Genomic DNA, 20,951 nt, shown 5'->3' with positions numbered 1-20,951 from the left:
CAAGAGGATTCATGTCCAAGTTACACCGCAGGTCTTGCGGCACACATTAAGTTAGGCATATGGGGAAATGGTGCCGCCGCTTCACTTCACAGTAGAAAATTGAATCCACCAACGATTGGGAGAATGAAATGAGTAAAGAGACGGCGCTCGATGTCGAGGCAAATTTGCAAAGCGAGAATGAGTCGATCGAATTTGTGAGAACACGGCTAGAGAGGCTTGGAGTGAAACACTCCGTAGATACTTTTCTCACTTCTATTGGCGGAAGTTGGAGGATGTCGACATACGACTACCGTACCACTTGGGTGATAGATCAGTTTTCCGGTGACATAGTTTGGTTTGATCGTAGCTGGATAGCTTCTGGAATTGCAAGGTCAAAAAATCGAAACACTGGATATGAAAGTCAAGTGGCTTGGTCGATTGATTACGATCAAGGAAAAGACGCAATCACTTGGATATGCGGAAGTTTGGTTTCCACTTACGGTGGTGTTTCAAACCCTGATGGTCCGATTCAGCACAGAGTAAGTGTGCCCGAAAAAAAATTGCTGGTAGTAGTTCGGTCGGATGTGCCGATTGCCCACCTGCAATTGAGGACCGGATCAAATTTGGCAGTTGCTTAAGTTTGAACGCTCTAACCCATCAGTCCCCTCGCACGCGCCGGTGAAGCCGGCGAGCTGGTAACTTTTCGTTAGACCGCACTAACCCGCGACTGGCCATGCTCAATACCTCTAACGTTCTAAGTGTCCTTAGAAAGCTCCCGTGGCTCTACTGCATCGGAAGTCTGCTGCTCTTCTGTTCGTGGCTGAGCGAGAAGCACTTTGAGTACGAGGCTAAGAATCGGCGTGAGGACCTCGACCGTCTCCAAGTGCGCATGTCTAGCAACCACACCATTGCGCAGGTCTGGTACAGCCATATCCGACTGCTCGACTCACAACCCGAAAGAAACTTCGAGGCCACCGCCATGGCGTCTCTGTTCTACATGGAATTCACTTTGAATGTCCTCCAGTCCGCGGTCGCTTGGGACAACGAGAACATGAGCGAGAGGAATCAGTTTGCCGAATTCCGGGAGAACCGTCTCGAAAGCGCGAAGGCCGCCTATCGCGAGAAGGACTATGACAAGGTCATCTCGCATGCCGCCCAGTTGCGCGCTCTTGAACTACAGTCTGCCGGGGTCTTGGTTCCTCGTAACTACAAACGCTATAACGAGCTCGAAGACGAAGAACGCAGATGGAATTCGCGGCTTCGCATTTTCTATGTTTTCGGAGCTCTCCTTGTTGGTGTTGCCTTCGTGCGAGAGCGCAGCGTCAAAGCGTCGAGTGAGATCTAACTTAAACGTTAGATAGATACACCCAACAGCAGAGCCAACCGCTTAGCGCATCTGCCACGTAGCCGCATGGCGCGTGAAGGTGTGGGACCTCACGCCTTTGTCGATTGCGGGCAGATGGCAACCCGTAGACTCGAACTACTTCATCTCACAACCAGCAAGGAATCCATCATGCGCAATTTTTCCGGCAAAGCTCCAACCTTCGTCGTGTGGGTGATCTCCCTCGTCCTGTTTGTGGTCGCGCTGCTCGCGCAGTTTGGTGTGGTCCGCTTGGGCGCGCCGATGGCCACCTGGTCGTGGATCATCGGATTCGGCCTCCTGCTGCTGGCCTGCCGGGTCAAAGGTCTCTAGCCTGCATCCGCAGGACGCGCCAGGGTGCCAGGCACCCTAGCGTTTCCTAATCAATAAGTCTTGTACGGTAAAAACTTGCCCGACAGCACCACATTCACGCGGTCACCCTTGGGGTCCGGCGTACGAACGATGTCCATCGAGAAGTCAATCGCGCTCATGATGCCGTCGCCGAACTCTTCGTGAATCAGTTCCTTGATCGTCGTGCCGTAGACGCTGACGATTTCGTACCAGCGGTAGATCAGCGGGTCGGTGGGCACGGGTGTGGGCAACGAGCCTTTGTAAGGCACGACCTGCAGCCACTTCTGTTCTTCCGCCGTCAACCCGAAAATCTTGCCGATGACTTTGGCTTGCTTTTCGTCAAAGGTCATCTGGCCCAGGCAACCGGCGGTTGTCCACTCCTTGCTGAGGCCGACTTTCTTGGCGACCGATTCCCAGGTGATGCCCTTGCTGACTTTGACGGTGATGATTTTTTCGGTGATGTCGTTGCGGTTCATGGTGGTGTTCTCCGTGTTGAAAAGAAAAAAGCGGTGATCAGGGGGCCACAGGGCGTGGCCAGTGGAACTTGCGGACGGCTTCCTTGATCGGCACGTCGTTGATGCTGGCCTCGCGGCGCTGCATCAGGCCCAGCTCGTTGAACTCCCATTGCTCGTTGCCGTGGGATCGGAACCAGAAGCCGGCGTCGTCGTGCCATTCGTACTCGAAACGCACCGAGATGCGGTTGCCGGTGAAGGCCCAGAGCTCCTTCTTGAGCCGGTAGTCCAGTTCCTTGGCCCATTTGCGTTTCAGAAACTCGCGGATCATGGGCCGGCCCGAGAAGAAGTCGGCGCGGTTGCGCCAGACCGAGTCTTCGGTGTAGGCCAGCGCCACGCGGTCGGGGTCGCAGCTGTTCCAGGCGTCTTCGGCCTTCTGCACTTTTTCTTTCGCGCTTTCCAGCGTGAAGGGCGGCAGCGGCGGGCGGGCTTGTTCGGTAACGCTCATGCGACAGCTTTCAGGGTGACGGAAGGCGGCGTGTCGGCCAGCGCGCCGCGCCCGGGTTCCACCGTGGGCGGGTGCGCCGGCGCCTTGCCGTGCGACAAATCCTTGGAACGCGCCACGAGGAAGTCCACCAGGTGGTTGCGCAACGGGTAGTACTGCGGGTCGTGGTGCACGGTGGCGCGCTGCCGGTCGCGCGGCATGGTGTTGCGCACGATCTCGGCCACACGCGCCTGCGGGCCGTTGCTCATCAGCAGGATCTTGTCGGCCAGCAGCACGGCCTCGTCCACGTCGTGGGTGATCATGAACACCGTTTGCTGCGTCTCGCGCACGATGGCCAGCAGCTCGTCCTGGATGGTGCCGCGTGTCAGCGCGTCGAGCGCGCCGAAAGGCTCGTCGAGCAGCAGCATCTTGGGTTCGATCGCAAAGGCGCGCGCAATGCCGACGCGCTGCTTCATGCCGCCCGACAGTGCCGAGGGTTTTTTGTCGATGGCGCCGGACAGGCCGACCAGCGCCACGTATTTCTGTACATGGGCATCGACCTGGGCAGACGTCCAGTCCGGCCATTTGGAGCGCACCGCAAAAGCGATGTTCTTGCGCACGGTGAGCCAGGGCATGAGGGCGTGGCCCTGGAACACCACGCCGCGCTCCAGGCTGGGGCCGGCGACCTCGCGGCCGTCCATGAAGACATGGCCGGCGCTGGCGGTTTCCAGCCCTGCGAGCACGTTGAGGATGGTGGTCTTGCCGCAGCCCGAGTGGCCGATGATGCAGACAAACTCGCCACGGTTGATGCTGAAGTTGACCTCGTCGAACACCGGCTCGTTGGTGCCGGGGTAAGACTTGGCCAGGCCCTCGACCTGCAGGAAGGGGCGGCCCGAGGCGCCGCCGGGTGCGGGATTATTCAGCATAGGTCACCCACTTCTGCATCTGCGCAAACATCAGGTCCAGCAGCATGCCCATCACGCCGATGACGACGATGGCAAATATCACGTTGGTCAGCGAGAGGTTGTTCCATTCGTTCCAGACAAAGTAGCCGATGCCGGTGCCGCCCACCAGCATCTCGGCGGCGACGATGACCAGCCAGGCGATGCCCATGGAGATGCGCATGCCGGTCAGGATGGTCGGCGCGGCGGCCGGCAGGATCACCAGAAAGGCCTTGCGCAGCGGCTTGACTTCCAGCGTCTTGGCGACGTTGAGCCATTCACGCTTGACGGCCGACACACCGAAGGCGGTGTTGATCAGCATGGGCCAGACCGAGCAGATGAAGATCACGAAGATGCCCGAGGTGGACGAATCCTTGATGGTGTACAGCGCCAGCGGCATCCAGGCCAGCGGCGAGATCGGTTTGAGCACCTGGATGAAGGGGTCCAGCGCGCGGCGCAGCAGCGGCGACATGCCGATGACAAAGCCCAAAGGAATCGCCACCAGACAGGCCAGCAGAAAGCCCAATGCCACCCGGCCCAGCGAATGCCCGAGCTGGATGGCAATGCCCTTGTCGTTGGGGCCGCGGTCGTAGAACGGGTCGCTGAGCTGGTCCACAAAGGTCTTGCCCATCTGCCCGGGTGTCGGGAAGCCCGAGGCCTTGCCGGCGCCCGGGTCCTTGCCCATCATCTTCTGGTATTCGATCTGCTCGGCCGTCATGCCGGTGGCGTTGCCGCCGCTGCTGGCCGGCGCCATCGTTGCGGCAGACCAGATGGCAATGAAGGCCACGAAGATCACGATGGAGACGATGGCTGCGCGGAAGCCCAGGGTTTTGAAAATATTCATGGAGTCATTTGCTTCGTGTTGGAGCCAGTCTTTCCCCCTCGCCCCGTGGGAGAGTGCTGGGGTGAGGGAGGGGGCGGACCCTCACCCCCACCCTCTCCCGGCGGGAGAGGGAGTAAGTGCTCATCCCATCTTGTTGATGGCAAATCCCTTGGCATACGCATCCGCCTTGGCCGCGTCGAACTCCTTGCCCATGATCTTGAATTTCGGATATGCGCCTTCGGGCGTTGGCTGGCCGAGCTCTTTCATGTACTTCTTGGCGTCGGTGATCAGAAAGACCTTTTCGGCGATCTGCTTGTAGTTGACCTCGCCCTTCACATAACCCCAGCGCTTCATCTGCGTGAGCATCCACACCGCCATCGACTGCCACGGCATCGGGTCGAAGTCGGCGCGGTCGGGCACGTTCTTGATGTTGCCCAGGCCGTCGGCAAACTTGCCGGTCAGCACCTGGTTGATCACGGCTTCGGGCTGGTTCAAGTACTGGGCCGGGGCGATCACCTTGGCGATCAGCTCGCGGTTCTTCGGGTCGCGCGCCATGGCGGCGGCCGTCAGCACCGAGCGGTAGAGCGCGGCAAAGGTGTTGGGGTTCTTCTGGATGAACTCTGTAGAGGTGCCGAAGGCGCAGCAGGGGTGGCCGTTCCACAGGTCACGCGTGAGCACGTGGATGAAACCGACTTCTTCGTACACCGCGCGCTGGTTGAAAGGATCGGGGCCGAGGAAGCCGTCGATGTTGCCGGCGCGCAGGTTGGCCACCATCTCGGCCGGCGGCACCACGCGCAGCTGCACATCGGTGTCGGGGTTCAGGCCGGCTTCGGCCAGGTAGTAACGCAGCAAAAAGTTGTGCATCGAGAACTCGAAGGGAATCGCGAACTTGAAGCCCTTCCAGTTTTTCGGGTCGCGGTTGTCCTTGTGCTTGAGCGCCATCGTGATGGCCTGGCCATTGATGTTCTGGATGGTCGCCACGTTCATCGGCGTGGCGTTCGAGCCCAGGCCCATGGAAATCGCCAGCGGCATCGGCGACAGGAAGTGCGTCGCGTCGTATTCCTTGTTGATCATCTTGTCGCGGATCAGCGCCCAGCCGGCGGTCTTGGTCACTTCAACATTCAGGCCCTGCTTTTGGTAAAAGCCGAGCGGGTGCGCCATGATCAACGGCGTGGCGCAGGTGATCGGGATGAAGCCGATCTTCAGGTTGGTTTTTTCCAGCGTGCCGGGTTTTTTGCCGGCGTCCTGCGCCAGGGCCTGCATGGTGCCGACCGGCAGCACGCTGGCAATCGCGGCCATCGCCGTGCCCTTGCCGACGGCGCGCAGGAAACGGCGGCGCACCTCGTCCTGCGGGAACAGGGCCTTGACCAGGGTGGCTTCAATGAACTCGTTGGAGTAGGCCTCGAACTCGCTGGTCTGGCTGCGGCGGCGCAACTCGATGGCGGCGCTGTCGGCAGCCACAGCGGCGTGGTGGTCGGCCACCGTATGGTCCTTGCCGCAGCTGCACTTGAGCATCAGGGGCTGGTCGGCGTCGTAAGGCGAGAAGTAGTCGGACATGGCGCGCACCTTTCAGTTGAAGATGCGGCTGTCTTGCAAGCTGCGGGCCACTTTGGCCGGGAAGGCGGCCTGCGCCGCATTTCGCTGTTGATGGCATGACGCCGTGTAGGGCGGGCACTACAAAACCGGCCCGGGCGGGCCGCCATGAAGCCCCCGCGAGCTGGTGCGCGGGCGTTTGAGGGGCCTGGATGGCTGTTGTAAAACCTCACCAGCGCCGCGTCGCCTCACCGCCGCGTCGCTGGTTCCCGGCGTTGCACCAAATTGGCGCAGGGTGCCGGCCTGCGGCCCGCTGCGGTCGCTTACGCCGGCGCGGAAATTTCGCCCAGCGACTGGCCGACGTCTTCCTCGTCCTGGCCCTTGACCGCGATGTCGCCGATGGAAACGATGCCGATCAGGCGCTCAGCCCCGTCCAGCACCGGCAGCCGGCGGATCTGGCTGGACGCCATGTCGGCGAGCACGGTGTCGAGGTCGTCGGTTTCGCGGGCGGTGCGCACGTCGCGGCTCATCACCTTGCTCAGCGGCGTGTTGCCGTCCAGACCTTGCGCCACGGCGCGCACCACGATGTCGCGGTCGGTCACCACGCCGAGCAGCTTGTCGCCCTCGCACACGGGGATCACACCCACGTTGAGTTCGTCCATGGCCTTGGCGGCTGCGGCCACGGTGTCGCTGGGGGTCAGGGTTCGCACATTGCGGGTCATCACGTCGGTGACGGTGGTCATGAAAATTCTCCTTGGGTGGTGCCGGCGGCGCCGTGTGACCAGCATGGCGTGCGGAGAGTGGGCCGGCAGTCAGCAGGCACCCAAGTGGCCGTAGGACAAGCGCGCGGCTCAGGCGCCGGCCGGCGTGCTGGCGTGGCGCTCGGCGTACAGCGCCAGTTCCACGTCGTTTTTGGTGCCGGTTTTTTCGAGGATACGCAGGCGGTAGGTGCTGACGGTGTTGGACGCCAGGCCCAGTTGAGCGCCGATCTCGCCCACCGACTTGCCCGCCGTGAGCAGGCGGAACACCTGGTGCTCGCGGTGCGACAGCGCTTCGGCGCCGCTGCGCCCGCCGCTGCCGCCCACCGCACTGGCCAGCGCCTCGGCGGTGAGGGCCGACACGTACAGGCCGCCGCCGGCCACCTTGCGTACCGCGGCAATCATGTCGTCCGGGTGGGCGCTTTTGTTCAGGTAGCCGGCCGCGCCCAGTTTGATGCAGCGCACCGCGTACTGCTTCTCGGGGTAGGTGCTGAGCATGAGCACCGGCAGTTGCGGCCAGGCTTTTTTCAGGGCCTGCAGCACGTCCATGCCGTCGCGGCCCGGCAGCGCGATGTCGAGCAGCACGGCAGCCAGCCCGGCGTGGCCGCCCAGCGCCTCGACTTTGGCAAGGATGTCGGGGCCGGTCTCGGCTTCTGCGACGACGGCGATCTCGGGCGCGTCGGCCAGCACCTGCTTCAGGCCCTCACGCACGATGCGGTGGTCGTCGCCGATCAGGATGTTCAGGGGAGTCATGACGCTATGATTTTGGGAGCTGGATGCGCAGGTGGAACAAGGCCCCGAGGCCGATTTGGCTTGTAATTTCGAGCGTACCGCCCAAATGCCGTGCGCGCTCGCGCATGCCCATCACGCCGTAGGCAGTGGCTGCCTCGAAGGCCGCCGCCGCGGCGCCCCGGCCGTTGTCGTGCACGCTGATGCTGATCTCGCCGGCCGTGGCCAGGATGGTGATGGCGATGCGGCTCGCCTGCGCGTGGCGGCCGACGTTGCTGAGCATTTCCTGGAAGATGCGGAAGACCGCCATGGCCGAAGGCTCGGGCAGCGGCACCGCCTGCTCCACGTCCATCTGCCAGTCGAGCTCGAGTTCAGCCGACTGCACAAACTCGTGCGCCTGCCAGTCGAGCGCGGCCCACAAGCCCTGGTGGTCCAGGATGCTGGGGCGCAGGTCGGTGATGATGCGGCCCACGTTGTCCACCGCGGCTTCAATCAGCCGGCCCATGTTCTGGCACTTGCTGCGCATGGTGTCGCGCATGGCCTGCGCCTGCACCGGTTCGCGCTGCTGCTGCTCGCCCAGGCGTTTGTCCAGCCAGCCGACGTCCATCTTCAGCGCCACCAGCAGGCTGCCGAGCTCGTCGTGCACCTCGCGTGCGATGCGGGTGCGCTCTTCCTCGCGTACCGTGTGGGTGTAGGCCGAGAGTTCGCGCAGTTGCTGCAGCGCCTCGGACAGCGCCTGTGTGCGCTCACTGACACGCTGCTCCAGCACATCGTTGGCATGGCGCAGGGCCTCCTCGGCCCGCTTGCGTGCCGAGATGTCGACGAAGGTGACCACCGCGCCCTGCACCACGCCGCCATCGACGATGGGGTAGGACGAATACTCGACCGCAAACGCGCTGCCGTCGCGGCGCCAGAACAGCTCGGTGTCGATGCGGCAGGGCAGGGCCATGCGGAAGGCGTTGAAGATGGGGCACAGGTGCTCGGGGTAGTGCGCGCCGTCGGCATGGCTGTGGTGGGCCAGTTCGTGCATGTTTTTGCCCAGCACCTCGGCCGGGGCAAAACCGAGCTGCTCGGCGCCTGCGCGGTTGATGAAGGTGCAGCAGCCGTCCATGTCGATGCCGAAAATGCCTTCGCCGGTGGACTCCAGCAACTGCGACAGCTTGTCGCGCCAGACCGGCTGGTCGGCGCCGGGCAGGTGCATGGGGGCGGACAGCGGGGCGGTTTCGGCGAACATGGCAGGGGGTGAGCAAACATCGTGCCCAGCTTGGTGCGCAGTGTTGTGCAGGGCTGCGCTGCCCAGGCGCCAAATCGGTGCGTCGCCGGGCTGCCCCGCCGGATTGCCCCAAAACAGGTGGTTTTGGCGAATCCCTGTAAAGTCAGAGCTCCCCTTTCCCCAAGACCATGTCCCCGCCTTCCCTTTTCATGACCCCCTCGATGGCTTCCTTGATGATCCGCGTGACGGCGGCCGGCCTGTTGCTGCTGCTTGCGGCGTGCAACCCGGTTTTCAACTGGCGCGAAGTGCGGCCGGACAACACCGCGCTGGCCCTGCTGCTGCCCTGCAAACCCGACAAGGCCGAGCGCAGCGTGCCGCTGGGCGGGCGGCCGACCGAGCTGGCCATGCTGGGCTGCGATGCCGGCGATGCCACGTTTGCGATCGCGGTGGCCACGCTGGACGACGCGGCGCAGGCGGCAGCCGTGCTGGCCGGCTGGCAAACTGCGACGCTGGCCAACCTCAAGGCCGCAGGTGGCGGCCAGACCAGCCCGCTGAAGCTGCCCGGCGCGGACCCGCTGCCGGCGGTGCTGGTGCGGGCCAGCGGCCAGCGCGCCGACGGCCGGGCGGTGCAAAGCCAGGCGGCGTATTTTTCCCAGGGCCGGCAGGTTTTTCAGGCGGTGATCTACGCCGACAAGATGGACCCCGAGGTGGCCGAGACCTTTTTCTCCAGCCTGAAGCTGGACGCCGGAAGCCCCCGCTGATGGGCGCCGTTCGGGACGCCGGGCGCCTGCCGGCCGCCGCTGCTGCGTCTGGCCTGCTGAGCCGGCGCGCCGGCATGGTTGTGTTTCTGGCGTTTGCCGCAGCTTACTTCTGTTCGACGCTGGTACGGGCCATCACGGCCACGCTGTCGCCGGTGCTCACGCAGGAGTTTTCATTGCATGCGCGCGACCTGGGGCTGCTGGCCGGCGGGTATTTTCTGGGTTTTGCCGTGACCCAGTTGCCGCTGGGCACCTGGCTGGACCGGCACGGCCCCAAACGCGTGATCCTGTGCTTTCTGAGCCTGGCGGTGCTGGCCTGCCTGGCGTTTTCAGCGGCAACCAGTTTCACCAGCCTGCTCATTGCCCGCGTGTTGCTGGGCATGGGCGTCAGCGCCTGCCTGATGGCGCCGCTGACCGGATACCGCCGCTGGTTTGACGCAGGCACCCTGCTGCGCGCCAACTCCTGGATGCTGATGACCGGCTCCGTGGGCATGCTGGCGTCCACCCTGCCGGTGCAGTGGCTGATGCCGCTGACCGGCTGGCGCCCGCTGTTCTGGATTCTGGCGACGCTGATCCTGCTGTCGATGGCGGCAATTGCCTGGGTGGTCCCGTCCTGGAAGCTCGCTTCCGCGGCGGCTTCTCCCCATGTGTCGCATCCGCAGGCCGGTTACGCCCAGGTCTGGCGCAGCCCCTATTTCCGGAAAATGTCGCCGGTGGCCTTTTTCCACTATGGCGGCGTGATCGCGATGCAGACCCTGTGGGCCGGGCCGTGGATGGTCCGGGTCGCGGGCTACACGCCCTTGCAGGCGGCCACCGGCCTGTTCTGGATCAATGCCTGCATGCTGGTCACGTTCTGGGCCTGGGGGCTGGTCAACCCGTGGCTCTCGCAGCATGGCTGGAGCGCCAACCGCCTGATCACCTGGGGTGTGCCGGTGAGCCTGCTGGTGCTCGCCGGAAATATTGCGGCCGGGCCGGCCACCGGCTGGGCCGGCTGGGCGCTGTTCTGCATGAGCTCCAGTGTGCTGGGCCTGGCCCAGCCGGCGGTGGGCATGGCGTTTCCGCAGGTGCTCGCGGGTCGCGCGCTGACCGCCTACAACCTGGTGATTTTTGCCGGCGTGTTTGTCATGCAGTGGGGCATCGGCCTGCTGATCGACGTTTTTCAGGCCATGGGGCTGGCCGACGTGGCCAGCTTCCAGGCGGCGCTGGCCGTGTTTTTGTGTTGTTGTCTCGCATCGTATGCCTTCTTCCACGGCGCCAAAGCAGACCCCACCCCCGATAATTCAACGCAATGAACGGCATTCTCATCATCGCCCATGCTCCGCTGGCCTCGGCCCTGCGGCAATGCGTTCTGCATGTTTTTCCCGACAACCCGGCCAGTGTGGCCGCGCTGGACGTGCAGCCCAACATGCCGCCCGAAGAAACCCTGGCACAGGCGCGCATTGTGTTCAAACAGATGGGCACCTCGCACGCGCTGGTGCTGGCGGACGTGTTTGGCGCCACGCCCTGCAATGTGGCGCAGAAGCTGGTCGATGGCGTGCACTCCAAGCTCATCACCGGCGTCAACCTGCCCATGCTGCTGCGCACCGTGTCCTACCGTCACGAGCCGCTGGACGCGCTGGTGGCCCGGGCGGTGCTGGGTGGAACGCAGGGCGTCATGCAGGTGGCCATCACCGCACCGCAGAACCAGGTACGCAGAAACCATGATCAAGACCACCACGACCATCAACAATAAGCTGGGCCTGCACGCCCGCGCCTCGGCCAAGCTGACCAAGCTCGCCGGCAGTTTCCCCTGCGAGGTCTGGATCTCCAAAGGCGAGCGCCGCGTCAACGCCAAAAGCATCATGGGCGTGATGATGCTGGCCGCCGGCATCGGCAGCACCGTGGACATCGAAACCGACGGCGCCGACGAGCAGCAGGCGATGGACGCGCTGCTGGCCCTGATTCACGACAAGTTTGGTGAAGGCGAGTAACTAGATGACTTTCTCGGTCCACGGTCTGGCTGTCTCGCGCGGGGTGGCGATTGGCCGCGCCGTGCTGGTGGCGTCGAGCCGGGCCGACGTGGCGCATTACTTCATCGAGGCCTCGAAGACGGTGGAGGAAATCCAGCGCCTGCGCGTGGCGCGCGATGCGGTGTCCGAGGAAATCACCCGGGTGCAGCGCGACCTGCCCAAGGACGCGCCGCATGAGCTCTCCGCGCTGCTCGACGTGCACCTGATGCTGTTGCAGGACGAGCAGCTGATCAGCGGCGTCAAGCACTGGATTGTCGACCGGCTCTACAACGCCGAATGGGCGCTGACCACGCAGTACGAAATCATTGCCCGGCAGTTCGACGAGATGGAAGACGAGTACCTGCGCGAGCGCAAGGCCGACCTGGAGCAGGTGGTCGAACGCATTCTCGGGTTCATGAAGGGTGTGGCCTCGCCGGTGTTGCCGGCCGCGCAGTCTGCCGCCAACCGCCTGCCGCGCCAGCAGGACCTGCTGCTGGACGACACCATGGACGTGCCGCTGGTGCTGATTGCGCACGACATCGCGCCGGCCGACATGCTGCAGTTCAAGCAGAGCCTGTTTGTGGGTTTTGCGACCGACGTGGGCGGCAAGACCTCGCACACCGCCATCGTGGCGCGCAGTCTGGACATTCCGGCGGTGGTGGGCGCGCGCAGCGCCAGCCAGCTGATTGAGCAGGACGACTGGGTCATCATCGACGGCGACGCCGGTGTGCTGATCGTCGATCCCTCGCCCATCATCCTGGCCGAATACGGCTTCAAGCAGCGCCAGGGCGAACTCGAGCGCCAGCGCCTGAACCGGCTCAAACACACGCCTTCGCTGACGATCGACGGCCAGAAGGTCGAGCTGCTCGCCAACATCGAAATGCCCGACGACACCAACGGCGCCGTGGCGGTCGGGGCTGTGGGCGTGGGCCTGTTCCGCAGTGAATTCCTTTTCATGGGCCGGCCCGGCAACCTGCCCGGCGAGCAGGAGCAGTACCTGGCTTACCGCAAGGCCATCGAAGGCATGCGGGGCCTGCCGGTCACGATCCGCACGGTCGACATCGGCTCGGACAAGCCGCTGGACAAGCTCGCGGGGCGGGCGCAGGACGGCCAGCTGAACCCGGCGCTGGGTCTGCGCGCCATCCGCTGGAGCCTGGCCGACCCACCGATGTTTTTGACGCAGCTGCGCGCCATCCTGCGCGCGGCGGTGCACGGCCAGGTCAACCTGCTGGTGCCCATGCTGGCCCACGGCAGCGAAATCCGCCAGACGCTGTCGCTGATCGACCATGCCCGCGCCGAACTCGACAACAAGGGTGTGGCCTACGGGCCGGTGCGGCTGGGTGCGATGATTGAAATCCCGGCGGCTGCACTGACGCTCAAGCTGTTCCTGAAATACTTTGACTTCCTCTCGATAGGCACCAACGACCTGATCCAGTACACGCTGGCGATCGACCGCGCCGACGAAGCCGTCTCGCACCTGTACGACCCCTGCCACCCGGCGGTGCTGCGCCTGATCGCCGACACCATTGCCGAGTGCAACGCGCAGGGCAAGGGCGTCAGCATCTGCGGCGAGATGGCCGGCGACACCAGCATGACGCGGCTGCTGCTGGGCCTGGGCCTGCGCAGCTTTTCGATGCATCCCTCGCAGATCCTGGCCGTCAAGCAGCAGGTGCTGCGTGCCGACGCCAGCAAGCTCGCCCCCTGGGCCGCGCAGGTGCTGGACAGCGAAGACCCGGCGTCCATGTTGCAGTCGATTTAACTATTGAAATAATAGCTGCTGGCGCTTGTGGGGTGTTGGCTACGGCCGGATTTTGTTTGTAGGGAAGGCTAAGCTTGCCGAAGCCGCCGTTGCCTCAACATGTCAGGCTTGCCTGCTGGCCGGGTCTCGGCCCGGCGGCCGACTCCCTTTCTTTTGCGTCGCCAAAAGAAAGGAAGCAAAGAAAAGGCGACCCGATGGTCCGGGTCCTTCCGCTTCGCTCCAGGCAACCTGCGCTGCTCGACTCCGGCGGGGGTCGGCAGAACTCGCTTCGCTCGGACAACTGCCGCCCTCATCCCGCCTCCGTCTGCGCTGCTCGGCCCAGCCCGACGGGTGGGGGAATGAATCGGGATCGGATGCGGATGCGGGGAGCCATGACGCGCGAAGCGCGTCATGGCTAACTCACGGGACTGTCATGTATGCACGTGGCAGCAGCACACGCGGCCAAATGAAGCTCCCCTCCATCGCCCAGCGGGGCGAGGGAGGGGCGGGGGGAGGGAGTGGGGAGTCGCTCCTACTGTCCACAGCGGACCGCAGGCGCAGCGTGATGCCGAAGCGACTTCGATGTCGAAACAAAGCGAAACACAGCGCAACCGGCGTGAAACCACTCGCGCCGCCGACACGCGCACCATGCAGGTCTTCATTCACTTCTTTGCAAGGGCACCTCATGAAACGCTTCATCAAGAAAACCCTGTTAGGCCTCTTCGGCGGCGCACTCATCGTCGGCAGCCTGGGGGCGTGTTCTCACCGCGGTCCCGGCGGCTGGCAGTCCGGCACCGAGGCTTCGCCGGAATCGCGCGCCCGCATGGTCGAAAAAATCGGCTCCCGGCTGGAGCTGGACGCGGCGCAAAAGCAGAAGCTGGCGGTGCTGGCCGACAAGCTGCAGGCCCAGCGCGCGGCGCTGCGTGGCGCCACCGACCCGCGCGCCGACATGCGCGCCCTGTTTGCCGGCAGCAAGCTGGACCAGCCTGGCGCCAAAAAGCTGATTGACGAAAAAACCGCTGCCCTGCAGGCGGGCAGCCCGGCGGTGATTGCCGCTGCCGCCGACTTCTTCGACAACCTGCGCCCCGAGCAGCAGCAGAAGGTGCGCGAGTTCATGGAGCGTGGCCGCCGCTGGGGCCGCCATGGGTGAGCTGCAGGACGCGGGGCCGGGGACAAAGTTCTTATGATGGCCCCATGCCCCGCATCCTGCTGATCGACGACGACGAACACCTGGCCGCGCCGCTGGCGACTTACCTGGCGCGTTTCGGCCTGGTGCTCGACAGCGCGCTGCGACCCGGACAGGGCCTGGCCATGCTGCGTGCCACGGCTTACGACGCGGCCATCCTCGACGTGATGCTGCCCGAGATGGACGGTTTCGCGCTGTGCCGCGAGATCCGCAAGGAAAGCGACATTCCGGTGGTGATGCTGACCGCGCGCGGCGACGTGATGGACCGGGTGGTCGGCCTGGAGCTGGGCGCTGACGATTACCTGCCCAAACCTTTCGAGCCGCGCGAGCTGGTGGCGCGCCTGCAGACCATCCTGCGGCGCCAGCGGAAGGCGCCCGGGCCGGCGCGCCAGCCGCGCCGGGTGTTCCAGGATCTGGTCATCGACCTGGAGGCGCGCGAGGTGTTGCGCCAGGGGCAGCCGGTGGACCTGACGGGCACCGAGTTCGAGCTGCTCGCGCTGCTGGCGGCCGAGCCTGGCAAGGTGTTCAGCCGCGACGACATCCTGAACCGGCTGCGCGGCCACGAGGCGGACCTTTACACCCGCGCCGTGGACATCGTGGTGAGCCGCTTGCGCAAGAAGCTGGAGCCGCTCGACTGCATCAAGACCCTGCGCAACGCCGGTTACACGCTGGCCGTCGGCAAGGCGGCGGCGCCATGACGCACCCCGAGACTGCGCCGGTGACCCGCCGGCGCTGGCGTCATTCGCTGCGGCTGCAACTGGTGACGGTGTTCCTGCTGCTGGCGCTGGCCATGGCGGCCGTGTTCATGGGTGGCATGCAGCGGATTTTTTCCACCGGCTGGCGCGATGCCGCCAGACCGCTGGTGGCGGACTACATGGACCGGCTGGTGCAGGAGATTGGCACGCCGCCCGACGTGGCCAAAGCGCAGGCGCTGGCAGAACGTCTGCCGATTGCGATTCGCATCGAAGGGCCGCGGGTGAACTGGCAGTCGCACCCGGACCGGCCGGAGCACCGTGAGCGCGCCGGTTTTGGCGGCCGCGCAGGGGACTGGCTCAGCCGCCCCACAGCCGACGGTCACCGCGTGAGTTTTGGCCTGGGCACCGTGCCCTGGCAGCGCGGGCCGCACAGCCCGGTCGGCTGGATCACGCTGGCGCTGCTGCTGGCCCTGATTGCGGCGGCCTATGCGTATGTGCGGCGCCTGCTGCGGCCGCTGGACGACATAGGCGCGGGGGCCGAGCGCTTCGGCCACGGCGACTTCGACACCCCCATCCCGCTGCGCCGGCGCGACGAACTGGGCGACCTGGCGCAGCGCATCAACACCATGGCGCAGGACATCAAGGGCATGCTGGACGCCAAACGCGGCCTGCTGCTGGCGCTGAGCCACGAGTTGCGTTCGCCGCTGACCCGCGCGCGCCTCAATGCCGAACTGCTGCCCACCACGCCCGACGGCAGCGGCGCAGGCGAGCCCGAGCGCGCCGCGCTGCTGCGTGACCTGGGCGACATGCGCGACCTGATCAGCGACCTGCTCGAAAGCGAACGCCTGGCCAGCCCGCATGCGACGCTGCAGCGCGAACCGGTGGACCTGGCCGCGCTGGTGCGCGAGGTGGTGGCCGACATGCCCGAGGCTGCGACGGTGACGCTGGATCTGCCGGCCGGGTTGCCCACGCTGGCGCTGGACCGCATGCGCATGCGACTGCTACTGCGCAACCTGCTCGACAACGCCCTGCGCTACAGCGCGGAGGCCGATCAGCCGCCGCGCATCACGCTCACCCGCCAGGACGGCGGCGTGTTGCTGGCGGTGCGCGACTTCGGCCCGGGTGTGGATGCCGCACAGCTGGCGCAGCTGACCGAACCATTCTTTCGCACCGACAGCGCGCGCCAACGCGCCACCGGCGGTGTCGGGCTGGGCATGTATTTGTGCAAGCTGGTGGCACAGGCGCACGGCAGCCGGCTGCAGGTGGACAACGCAGCGCCCGGCCTGTGTGTTCAGTTGCTACTGAAAGAGTAGCTGCTGGCGCACGACCAGCAAGGGCTGCGGCCCTATTTGCTTCGTGTTCCCAATACGGCGGCCCCGATGATCATGGCCGCCGCCAGGCCAATGCTCCAGCTCAGCGCACGGCCGCTGACCAGCATCAGCAGTGCGGTGGAGCCCAGCGGCGTGAGATAACTCAAAATGCCGATCTGCCGCGCATCACCGAGCTTGAGCGCCCGGTCCCAGAGAAAAAAGGCCGCGCCCAGCGGGCCCAGCCCCATCACCGCGATCAGGGCCCCGTCGCGCCCCGACAGGGCCACGGACGGCTCCAGCGCCCAGTGGCACAGCAGCGAGAGCAGGCCCGAGACCAGGCCGAACAGGCCGATGGCCGCGGTCGGAAACGCCGGCACCCGTTTTGTCAGCAATGAATAACTGGCCCAGATGAAGGCCGAGCCCAGCGCCGGCAGGTAGCCCCAGGCCCAGCCGCCGCCAGCAGCGCCCATGCGCGCGCCCAGAATGGCGACCGCCGCACCGGCAAAACCCAGCAACGCTGCCACCACATGCCCGGCGCGCAGCTTCACACCCGGCAGGAACAGCGGCGCCAGCACCACCATGAACAGCGGCCACAGGTAGTTGACCAGGTTGGCCTCAACCGGCGGCGCATGGCGCAGCGCGATGAACAGCAGGAAATGAAAACCGAACAGGCCGTAGACGCCCAGCAGCAGCGTGCTGGCCGGGATGTGCCACTGCTGCCGATCTTTCAGGACAAAGGGCAGCGCCAGCAGGCTGCCTGCGAGCAAAGCGAGGCCGGTCAGCAGAAAGGGCGGAACGTGGCGCAGCGAGACGCCCAGCGAGGCGAGGCTGGCCCACAGGGCGATGGCGCCCAAAGCGTAGAGATTGGCGGGCATGGCGCAAGCATAGTCGGGCGCCGCCTGCGGCATCGTCGCGCAAGCAGGGTTTGCCGTCGCAAGGCCACGGTCTGGCTATTCAGTGAGACCGCACGCGGCGCAAGGCGGCGGTCAATGCCGAGGGCGACTGGTAGCCGCAACGCCGCGCGGTTTCGGCCACGCTGAGGCCGCTGCCGCGCAGCTGCACGGCCAGCGTCAGCCGCTGGCTGCGCAGCCACTGCATCACGCTGAGCCCGGTCTCCCGCCGGCAGCGCTCTGCAAACCGCGAGGGGCTCAGAAAAACCTGTTGCGCCAGTTGCGCCACGCTCAGTGCCTGGTGCAGGTGGTGTTGAACCCAGCCGGCGAGCTGGTCCCAGTCAATCGGGCGCTCATGACGCCTGGCTGCGGGGCTGTGCAGGCGCCAGGCATCCAGCAGGAGCAGCGGGCCGTAATGCTGCGCCAGGCTGTCTGTTTGCTGCAGGGCTTGCGCCAGGTAGTGGGCCAGCGCCAGGGTCTGCGCCGGCTGAGCAGGCTGGGGCGGGCAATGCGCCCATCCGGCGTGTGTCGTGTCGAGCACCAGGCAGCGGCTGCCGCTGCGGGCTTCAAAGTCGTGGCGTTCGCCGGGCGTTATCACGCAGCCCTGGCCCGTGCCAATGCGCTGGCCGCGGCCCTGGACTTCCAGCTCGAGCACACCGTGGAGACCCAGCAGGATCTGGAAGTGCGTGTGCGCATGGCTGCCGTGCGAGGCGCCGTAGTGGCGCAGCGACAGCGGGCCCTGCGGCGAGGTCATGGTGTCAGAGGGTATCGGCCACGCCTGCGGCATGGGCCTGCTGGTCGGCGTGGTAGCTGCTGCGCACCATGGCGCCCACGGCGGCGTGGGTGAAACCCATCTTGTAGGCCTCGGCCTCAAACATCTTGAAGGTGTCGGGGTGTACGTAGCGGCGCACCGGCAGGTGGCTGGTCGACGGTGCGAGGTATTGGCCGATGGTCAGCATGTCGATGTTGTGCGCACGCATGTCCCGCATGACCTGCAGAATTTCTTCATCGGTTTCACCCAGGCCGACCATGATGCCGCTCTTGGTTGGCACGCCGGGGTGCAGGGCCTTGAATTTTTTCAGCAGGTTTAATGAGAACTGGTAGTCCGAACCGGGGCGTGCTTCCTTGTACAGGCGCGGCGCGGTTTCCAGGTTGTGGTTCATCACGTCAGGCGGCGCGGCTTTCAGGATCTCCAGCGCGCGGTCATCGCGGCCGCGGAAGTCGGGCACCAGGATTTCAATGGTAGTGCCCGGCGAGAGTTCGCGGATGCGTGTGATGCAGTCGACAAAATGCTGGCTGCCGCCGTCGCGCAGGTCGTCGCGGTCCACGCTGGTGATCACCACGTATTTGAGCTTGAGCGCGGCAATCGTTTTGGCCAGGTTCTCGGGCTCGTTGACGTCCAGCGGATCGGGCCGGCCGTGGCCGACGTCGCAGAACGGGCAGCGGCGTGTGCACTTGTCACCCATGATCATGAAGGTGGCCGTGCCCTTGCCGAAACACTCGCCAATGTTGGGGCAGGACGCTTCTTCACAGACGGTGTTGAGCTTGTTCTCGCGCAGGATCTGCTTGATCTCGTAAAAACGCGTGCTCGGGCTACCGGCCTTGACGCGAATCCACTCGGGCTTTTTGAGCAGCTCGCCCTGCACCACCTTGACCGGGATGCGCGACAGCTTGGCCGCCGCCTTCTGCTTGGCCAGCGGGTTGTAGGTCTCCTGGCTCTGGACGTCGCGAACAACAGGATTGACAGTTTCTGGGGTGCTCATGGGTGTTTGCCTTGGGGGGTGGCTTCAGGGGGCCAGATAGGTCATGAGCTTTTGGCCCAGCACATCTGCCGCCTCTTGCCAGCTTGCCGATACCCCGATTGTAGAAAGGTCGGTGGTGGTCAGCCCGGCGTAGCCGCAGGGGTTGATACGGGAAAAGGGTTCGAGGTCCATCGCCACATTCAGCGCGACCCCGTGGTAGGTGCAATGCCGGCTGACCTTGATGCCCAGCGCGGCGATCTTGCCGAGGCCGCGAAACGGGTCCAGCGGATCACGCGGGCCGGTCAGCGCTGCATGCGAGGCTGGATCGTCCAGACGCACATAAATACCGGGCGAACCGGCGACGCGGTGGCCGGTCACGCCGACATGCCCCAGCGTGCGGATGACGGCCTCTTCGATGCGGTAGACATATTCCTTGATGAAATACCCGGCGCGTTTGAGGTCGATCAGGGGGTAGGCCACCACCTGGCCCGGGCCGTGAAAAGTCACCTGGCCGCCGCGGTCGGTCTGCACCACCGGAATGTCGCCGGGCGCCAGCAGATGGTCAGGCTTGCCGGCCAGCCCCTGTGTGTAGACCGGTGGATGCTCACAAATCCATAGCTGGTCGCGCAAGTCCTGATTGGGCTGGAGGCCTGTTTGGCTCGCAACTTCACGGCGGCTGGCGGTGAAGGCCTGCATGGCTGCAAAGGTGGGCAGGTAGTCGACCCGGCCGAGCTGGCGCACATCAAAGGACATGGCGGGTCTTTGCAAGCGGGTGCCTTAGAGCACCACCTTGACCATAGGGTGGGAGGACAGCGTGCGGTACAACTCGTCGAGCTGCTCTCTGGAGGTGGCGGTGACCGTGATGGTCACGCCCAGGTATTTGCCGCCCTTGCTTTCGCGCAGCTCGATGGTGGTCGCGTCAAACGCGGGGTCGAACTGTTGGGCGACCAGGGTGATGGCATGGACCAGCCCGTCGACTTTTTCGCCCATGACCTTGATGGGAAACAGCGAGGGGTACTCGATCAGCGATTCCTGGCGCGGTGTTTCGCCTGGCGCGGGCGGTTTCGGTGGGGTGTTCATGTCTTGTCCGTCTGCGCCTGTTTGGCGCGCTGGTAGGCCGCGTGCAGCCTGGTGTAAACCGGGCCGGGCTGGCCGCTGCCGACGGCCTGGCCGTCGAGCGAGGTCACGGGCAGCACTTCCTTGGTCGCCGACGACAGCAGCAGTTCGTCGGCGGCAAAAACTTCCTCGCGGCTGACCCGGCGCAGTTCAAACGGGATGCCGGCATCGCGGCAGATTTCCTCGATCAGGCCGTAACGAATGCCTTCGAGCACCAGGTTGTCCTTGGGCGGGCCCAGCACCTTGCCGCCCTGGACGACCCAGACGTTGCAGGCGGCGGCTTCGCTGAGGAAGCCGTCCCGGAACATCACGGTTTCCACGGCGCCCACGTCGGCGCTGATCTGGCGCGCAAACACCGCGCCCAGCAGGCTGGTGCTCTTGATATGGGCCTTGCTCCAGCGGAAGTCGTCAGCGGTAACGCAGGCCACGCCGTGCGCGCGCTGCTCGGGCGTCGGGGGCTTCATGGTGTTGGTCATGACAAACACCGTGGGTGTCAGGTCGGGCGGCATCACATGGTCGCGCAGCGCCACGCCACGGGTGATCTGGATGTAGACCAGCTGGTCGGTTTTTTCCGGCGCGGTGTGCATCTGCAGCGCGTAGTCGGCGACCAGCTTGAGCGTGACCTCGTGCCACTGGGCATGGGACAACGGATTGACGATGCGCAGCTCCGCCAGGCTGCGGTCCAGCCGCGCCATGTGCTGGGCAAAGCGGAAGGGCTGGCCGGCATACACCGGCACCACTTCGTAGACGCCGTCACCGAAGATGAAGCCGCGGTCCATCACGCTGACCCTGGCGTCCCGCAGGGCGGTGTATTCGCCGTTGAGGTAGCACGGTGTGGCGGGCAGGGCCGTGATCGCTGCGGGGCTGGAAGTGCTCATCATGTCGTTCCAAAAAAAGGGGGTGAA

The 20,951-nt window shown here is 65.0% G+C and carries 25 protein-coding genes; 11 read left to right on the top strand and 14 right to left on the bottom strand.

Annotated features, from left to right (window positions below; all coding sequences use genetic code 11):
- Positions 1-128 precede the first annotated feature (128 nt).
- The 3 genes from PSV26_RS21650 (at position 129) to PSV26_RS21640 (ending at position 1,672) form a co-directional block, all read left to right on the top strand.
- Positions 129-617, top strand: coding sequence for a hypothetical protein (locus PSV26_RS21650; RefSeq protein WP_300574051.1), 489 nt, complete (start codon positions 129-131; stop codon positions 615-617).
- Positions 618-712: 95 nt separating this feature from the next.
- Positions 713-1,324 (top strand): hypothetical protein, encoded by a 612-nt coding sequence (locus PSV26_RS21645; protein ID WP_300574048.1) that lies wholly within the window; start codon positions 713-715, stop codon positions 1,322-1,324.
- Between the two features lie 168 nt (positions 1,325-1,492).
- Entirely contained in the window at positions 1,493-1,672 is a 180-nt protein-coding gene (locus PSV26_RS21640; RefSeq protein WP_300574046.1) for a hypothetical protein, read from the top strand.
- Between the two features lie 50 nt (positions 1,673-1,722).
- Here the strand turns inward: PSV26_RS21640 and cynS are convergent, their stop codons facing one another.
- From cynS to PSV26_RS21600, 8 genes are all read right to left on the bottom strand, one after another.
- Complete coding sequence (gene cynS, locus PSV26_RS21635; RefSeq protein WP_300574043.1) at positions 1,723-2,166, bottom strand: cyanase; 444 nt, start codon at positions 2,164-2,166, stop codon at positions 1,723-1,725.
- A 37-nt stretch (positions 2,167-2,203) separates the two neighbouring features.
- Positions 2,204-2,650, bottom strand: coding sequence for a nuclear transport factor 2 family protein (locus tag PSV26_RS21630; RefSeq protein ID WP_300574040.1), 447 nt, complete (start codon positions 2,648-2,650; stop codon positions 2,204-2,206).
- Entirely contained in the window at positions 2,647-3,552 is a 906-nt protein-coding gene (locus tag PSV26_RS21625) for an ABC transporter ATP-binding protein (protein ID WP_300574037.1), read from the bottom strand. The genes PSV26_RS21630 and PSV26_RS21625 overlap by 4 nt, the downstream gene beginning before the upstream one ends.
- Entirely contained in the window at positions 3,542-4,411 is an 870-nt protein-coding gene (gene ntrB / locus PSV26_RS21620; protein WP_300574034.1) for a nitrate ABC transporter permease, read from the bottom strand. Before ntrB ends, PSV26_RS21625 begins: the two co-directional genes overlap by 11 nt.
- A gap of 120 nt (positions 4,412-4,531) precedes the next feature.
- Positions 4,532-5,947, bottom strand: a complete 1,416-nt coding sequence (locus PSV26_RS21615; protein WP_300574031.1) for a CmpA/NrtA family ABC transporter substrate-binding protein — start codon at positions 5,945-5,947, stop codon at positions 4,532-4,534.
- Positions 5,948-6,246: 299 nt separating this feature from the next.
- On the bottom strand, positions 6,247-6,666 hold the full coding sequence (locus PSV26_RS21610; RefSeq protein WP_300516928.1) for a CBS domain-containing protein: 420 nt from the start codon (positions 6,664-6,666) through the stop codon (positions 6,247-6,249).
- Between the two features lie 108 nt (positions 6,667-6,774).
- Positions 6,775-7,434, bottom strand: a complete 660-nt coding sequence (locus PSV26_RS21605; RefSeq protein WP_300574028.1) for a response regulator transcription factor — start codon at positions 7,432-7,434, stop codon at positions 6,775-6,777.
- Between the two features lie 4 nt (positions 7,435-7,438).
- A complete protein-coding gene (locus PSV26_RS21600) occupies positions 7,439-8,644 on the bottom strand; it encodes a PAS domain-containing sensor histidine kinase (RefSeq protein WP_300574025.1) in 1,206 nt (401 codons plus the stop codon).
- Positions 8,645-8,844: 200 nt separating this feature from the next.
- Between PSV26_RS21600 and PSV26_RS21595 the strand changes: the two genes are divergently transcribed.
- From PSV26_RS21595 to PSV26_RS21560, 8 genes are all read left to right on the top strand, one after another.
- Positions 8,845-9,384: a hypothetical protein gene (locus PSV26_RS21595; RefSeq protein ID WP_300574022.1), complete on the top strand. Its 540-nt coding sequence runs from the start codon at positions 8,845-8,847 to the stop codon at positions 9,382-9,384.
- Positions 9,384-10,673: an MFS transporter gene (locus tag PSV26_RS21590; protein WP_300574019.1), complete on the top strand. Its 1,290-nt coding sequence runs from the start codon at positions 9,384-9,386 to the stop codon at positions 10,671-10,673. Before PSV26_RS21595 ends, PSV26_RS21590 begins: the two co-directional genes overlap by 1 nt.
- Positions 10,670-11,113 carry a PTS fructose transporter subunit IIA gene (locus PSV26_RS21585; protein WP_300516943.1) on the top strand — a complete coding sequence of 148 codons (444 nt, stop codon included), beginning with the start codon at positions 10,670-10,672 and terminating at the stop codon, positions 11,111-11,113. The genes PSV26_RS21590 and PSV26_RS21585 overlap by 4 nt, the downstream gene beginning before the upstream one ends.
- Positions 11,082-11,351, top strand: coding sequence for an HPr family phosphocarrier protein (locus PSV26_RS21580; RefSeq protein WP_300516946.1), 270 nt, complete (start codon positions 11,082-11,084; stop codon positions 11,349-11,351). Before PSV26_RS21585 ends, PSV26_RS21580 begins: the two co-directional genes overlap by 32 nt.
- Before the next feature lie 4 nt (positions 11,352-11,355).
- The gene (ptsP, locus tag PSV26_RS21575) at positions 11,356-13,128 is read left to right on the top strand and encodes a phosphoenolpyruvate--protein phosphotransferase (RefSeq protein WP_300516949.1); all 1,773 of its coding nucleotides are present in this window, start codon (positions 11,356-11,358) and stop codon (positions 13,126-13,128) included.
- Between the two features lie 664 nt (positions 13,129-13,792).
- A complete protein-coding gene (locus PSV26_RS21570) occupies positions 13,793-14,257 on the top strand; it encodes a Spy/CpxP family protein refolding chaperone (protein ID WP_300574016.1) in 465 nt (154 codons plus the stop codon).
- A gap of 44 nt (positions 14,258-14,301) precedes the next feature.
- Positions 14,302-14,991, top strand: coding sequence for a response regulator transcription factor (locus tag PSV26_RS21565; RefSeq protein ID WP_300574013.1), 690 nt, complete (start codon positions 14,302-14,304; stop codon positions 14,989-14,991).
- A complete protein-coding gene (locus PSV26_RS21560; protein WP_300574010.1) occupies positions 14,988-16,301 on the top strand; it encodes an ATP-binding protein in 1,314 nt (437 codons plus the stop codon). Before PSV26_RS21565 ends, PSV26_RS21560 begins: the two co-directional genes overlap by 4 nt.
- A 32-nt stretch (positions 16,302-16,333) precedes the next feature.
- On the opposite strand, the gene PSV26_RS21555 is transcribed toward PSV26_RS21560, so the two are convergent.
- The 6 genes from PSV26_RS21555 to PSV26_RS21530 form a co-directional block, all read right to left on the bottom strand.
- The gene (locus tag PSV26_RS21555; RefSeq protein ID WP_300574007.1) at positions 16,334-17,173 is read right to left on the bottom strand and encodes a DMT family transporter; all 840 of its coding nucleotides are present in this window, start codon (positions 17,171-17,173) and stop codon (positions 16,334-16,336) included.
- A gap of 79 nt (positions 17,174-17,252) precedes the next feature.
- Positions 17,253-17,942, bottom strand: coding sequence for an AraC family transcriptional regulator (locus PSV26_RS21550; protein ID WP_300574005.1), 690 nt, complete (start codon positions 17,940-17,942; stop codon positions 17,253-17,255).
- Between the two features lie 4 nt (positions 17,943-17,946).
- Positions 17,947-18,951 carry a lipoyl synthase gene (lipA, locus tag PSV26_RS21545; protein ID WP_300574002.1) on the bottom strand — a complete coding sequence of 335 codons (1,005 nt, stop codon included), beginning with the start codon at positions 18,949-18,951 and terminating at the stop codon, positions 17,947-17,949.
- Between the two features lie 24 nt (positions 18,952-18,975).
- Positions 18,976-19,683, bottom strand: a complete 708-nt coding sequence (gene lipB, locus PSV26_RS21540; RefSeq protein ID WP_300573999.1) for a lipoyl(octanoyl) transferase LipB — start codon at positions 19,681-19,683, stop codon at positions 18,976-18,978.
- 24 nt (positions 19,684-19,707) lie between these two features.
- Complete coding sequence (locus tag PSV26_RS21535; RefSeq protein WP_300573997.1) at positions 19,708-20,010, bottom strand: DUF493 family protein; 303 nt, start codon at positions 20,008-20,010, stop codon at positions 19,708-19,710.
- Positions 20,007-20,924 (bottom strand): D-amino acid aminotransferase, encoded by a 918-nt coding sequence (locus tag PSV26_RS21530; RefSeq protein ID WP_300518271.1) that lies wholly within the window; start codon positions 20,922-20,924, stop codon positions 20,007-20,009. Before PSV26_RS21530 ends, PSV26_RS21535 begins: the two co-directional genes overlap by 4 nt.
- Between the last annotated feature and the right edge of the window lie 27 nt (positions 20,925-20,951).

It is taken from the genome of Polaromonas sp., assembly GCF_029945685.1.
Taxonomy (GTDB): domain Bacteria; phylum Pseudomonadota; class Gammaproteobacteria; order Burkholderiales; family Burkholderiaceae_C; genus Polaromonas.
This window is presented reverse-complemented; position numbering and strand designations above follow the sequence as displayed.

Bases quoted from the DNA above. Each gene is read 5' to 3' on its own strand.
- PSV26_RS21650 (WP_300574051.1), top strand. From the start codon at position 129: ATGAGTAAAGAGACGGCGCTCGATGTCGAGGCAAATTTGCAAAGCGAG.
- lipA (WP_300574002.1), bottom strand. From the start codon at position 18,951: ATGAGCACCCCAGAAACTGTCAATCCTGTTGTTCGCGACGTCCAGAGC.
- PSV26_RS21565 (WP_300574013.1), top strand. From the start codon at position 14,302: ATGCCCCGCATCCTGCTGATCGACGACGACGAACACCTGGCCGCGCCG.
- PSV26_RS21610 (WP_300516928.1), bottom strand. From the start codon at position 6,666: ATGACCACCGTCACCGACGTGATGACCCGCAATGTGCGAACCCTGACC.
- PSV26_RS21615 (WP_300574031.1), bottom strand. From the start codon at position 5,947: ATGTCCGACTACTTCTCGCCTTACGACGCCGACCAGCCCCTGATGCTC.
- PSV26_RS21590 (WP_300574019.1), top strand. From the start codon at position 9,384: ATGGGCGCCGTTCGGGACGCCGGGCGCCTGCCGGCCGCCGCTGCTGCG.
- lipB (WP_300573999.1), bottom strand. From the start codon at position 19,683: ATGTCCTTTGATGTGCGCCAGCTCGGCCGGGTCGACTACCTGCCCACC.
- PSV26_RS21640 (WP_300574046.1), top strand. From the start codon at position 1,493: ATGCGCAATTTTTCCGGCAAAGCTCCAACCTTCGTCGTGTGGGTGATC.
- PSV26_RS21595 (WP_300574022.1), top strand. From the start codon at position 8,845: ATGGCTTCCTTGATGATCCGCGTGACGGCGGCCGGCCTGTTGCTGCTG.
- PSV26_RS21605 (WP_300574028.1), bottom strand. From the start codon at position 7,434: ATGACTCCCCTGAACATCCTGATCGGCGACGACCACCGCATCGTGCGT.
- PSV26_RS21535 (WP_300573997.1), bottom strand. From the start codon at position 20,010: ATGAACACCCCACCGAAACCGCCCGCGCCAGGCGAAACACCGCGCCAG.
- PSV26_RS21550 (WP_300574005.1), bottom strand. From the start codon at position 17,942: ATGACCTCGCCGCAGGGCCCGCTGTCGCTGCGCCACTACGGCGCCTCG.
- PSV26_RS21560 (WP_300574010.1), top strand. From the start codon at position 14,988: ATGACGCACCCCGAGACTGCGCCGGTGACCCGCCGGCGCTGGCGTCAT.
- PSV26_RS21555 (WP_300574007.1), bottom strand. From the start codon at position 17,173: ATGCCCGCCAATCTCTACGCTTTGGGCGCCATCGCCCTGTGGGCCAGC.
- PSV26_RS21625 (WP_300574037.1), bottom strand. From the start codon at position 3,552: ATGCTGAATAATCCCGCACCCGGCGGCGCCTCGGGCCGCCCCTTCCTG.
- PSV26_RS21585 (WP_300516943.1), top strand. From the start codon at position 10,670: ATGAACGGCATTCTCATCATCGCCCATGCTCCGCTGGCCTCGGCCCTG.
- PSV26_RS21600 (WP_300574025.1), bottom strand. From the start codon at position 8,644: ATGTTCGCCGAAACCGCCCCGCTGTCCGCCCCCATGCACCTGCCCGGC.
- PSV26_RS21530 (WP_300518271.1), bottom strand. From the start codon at position 20,924: ATGAGCACTTCCAGCCCCGCAGCGATCACGGCCCTGCCCGCCACACCG.
- ntrB (WP_300574034.1), bottom strand. From the start codon at position 4,411: ATGAATATTTTCAAAACCCTGGGCTTCCGCGCAGCCATCGTCTCCATC.
- PSV26_RS21570 (WP_300574016.1), top strand. From the start codon at position 13,793: ATGAAACGCTTCATCAAGAAAACCCTGTTAGGCCTCTTCGGCGGCGCA.
- ptsP (WP_300516949.1), top strand. From the start codon at position 11,356: ATGACTTTCTCGGTCCACGGTCTGGCTGTCTCGCGCGGGGTGGCGATT.
- PSV26_RS21630 (WP_300574040.1), bottom strand. From the start codon at position 2,650: ATGAGCGTTACCGAACAAGCCCGCCCGCCGCTGCCGCCCTTCACGCTG.
- PSV26_RS21645 (WP_300574048.1), top strand. From the start codon at position 713: ATGCTCAATACCTCTAACGTTCTAAGTGTCCTTAGAAAGCTCCCGTGG.
- PSV26_RS21580 (WP_300516946.1), top strand. From the start codon at position 11,082: ATGATCAAGACCACCACGACCATCAACAATAAGCTGGGCCTGCACGCC.
- cynS (WP_300574043.1), bottom strand. From the start codon at position 2,166: ATGAACCGCAACGACATCACCGAAAAAATCATCACCGTCAAAGTCAGC.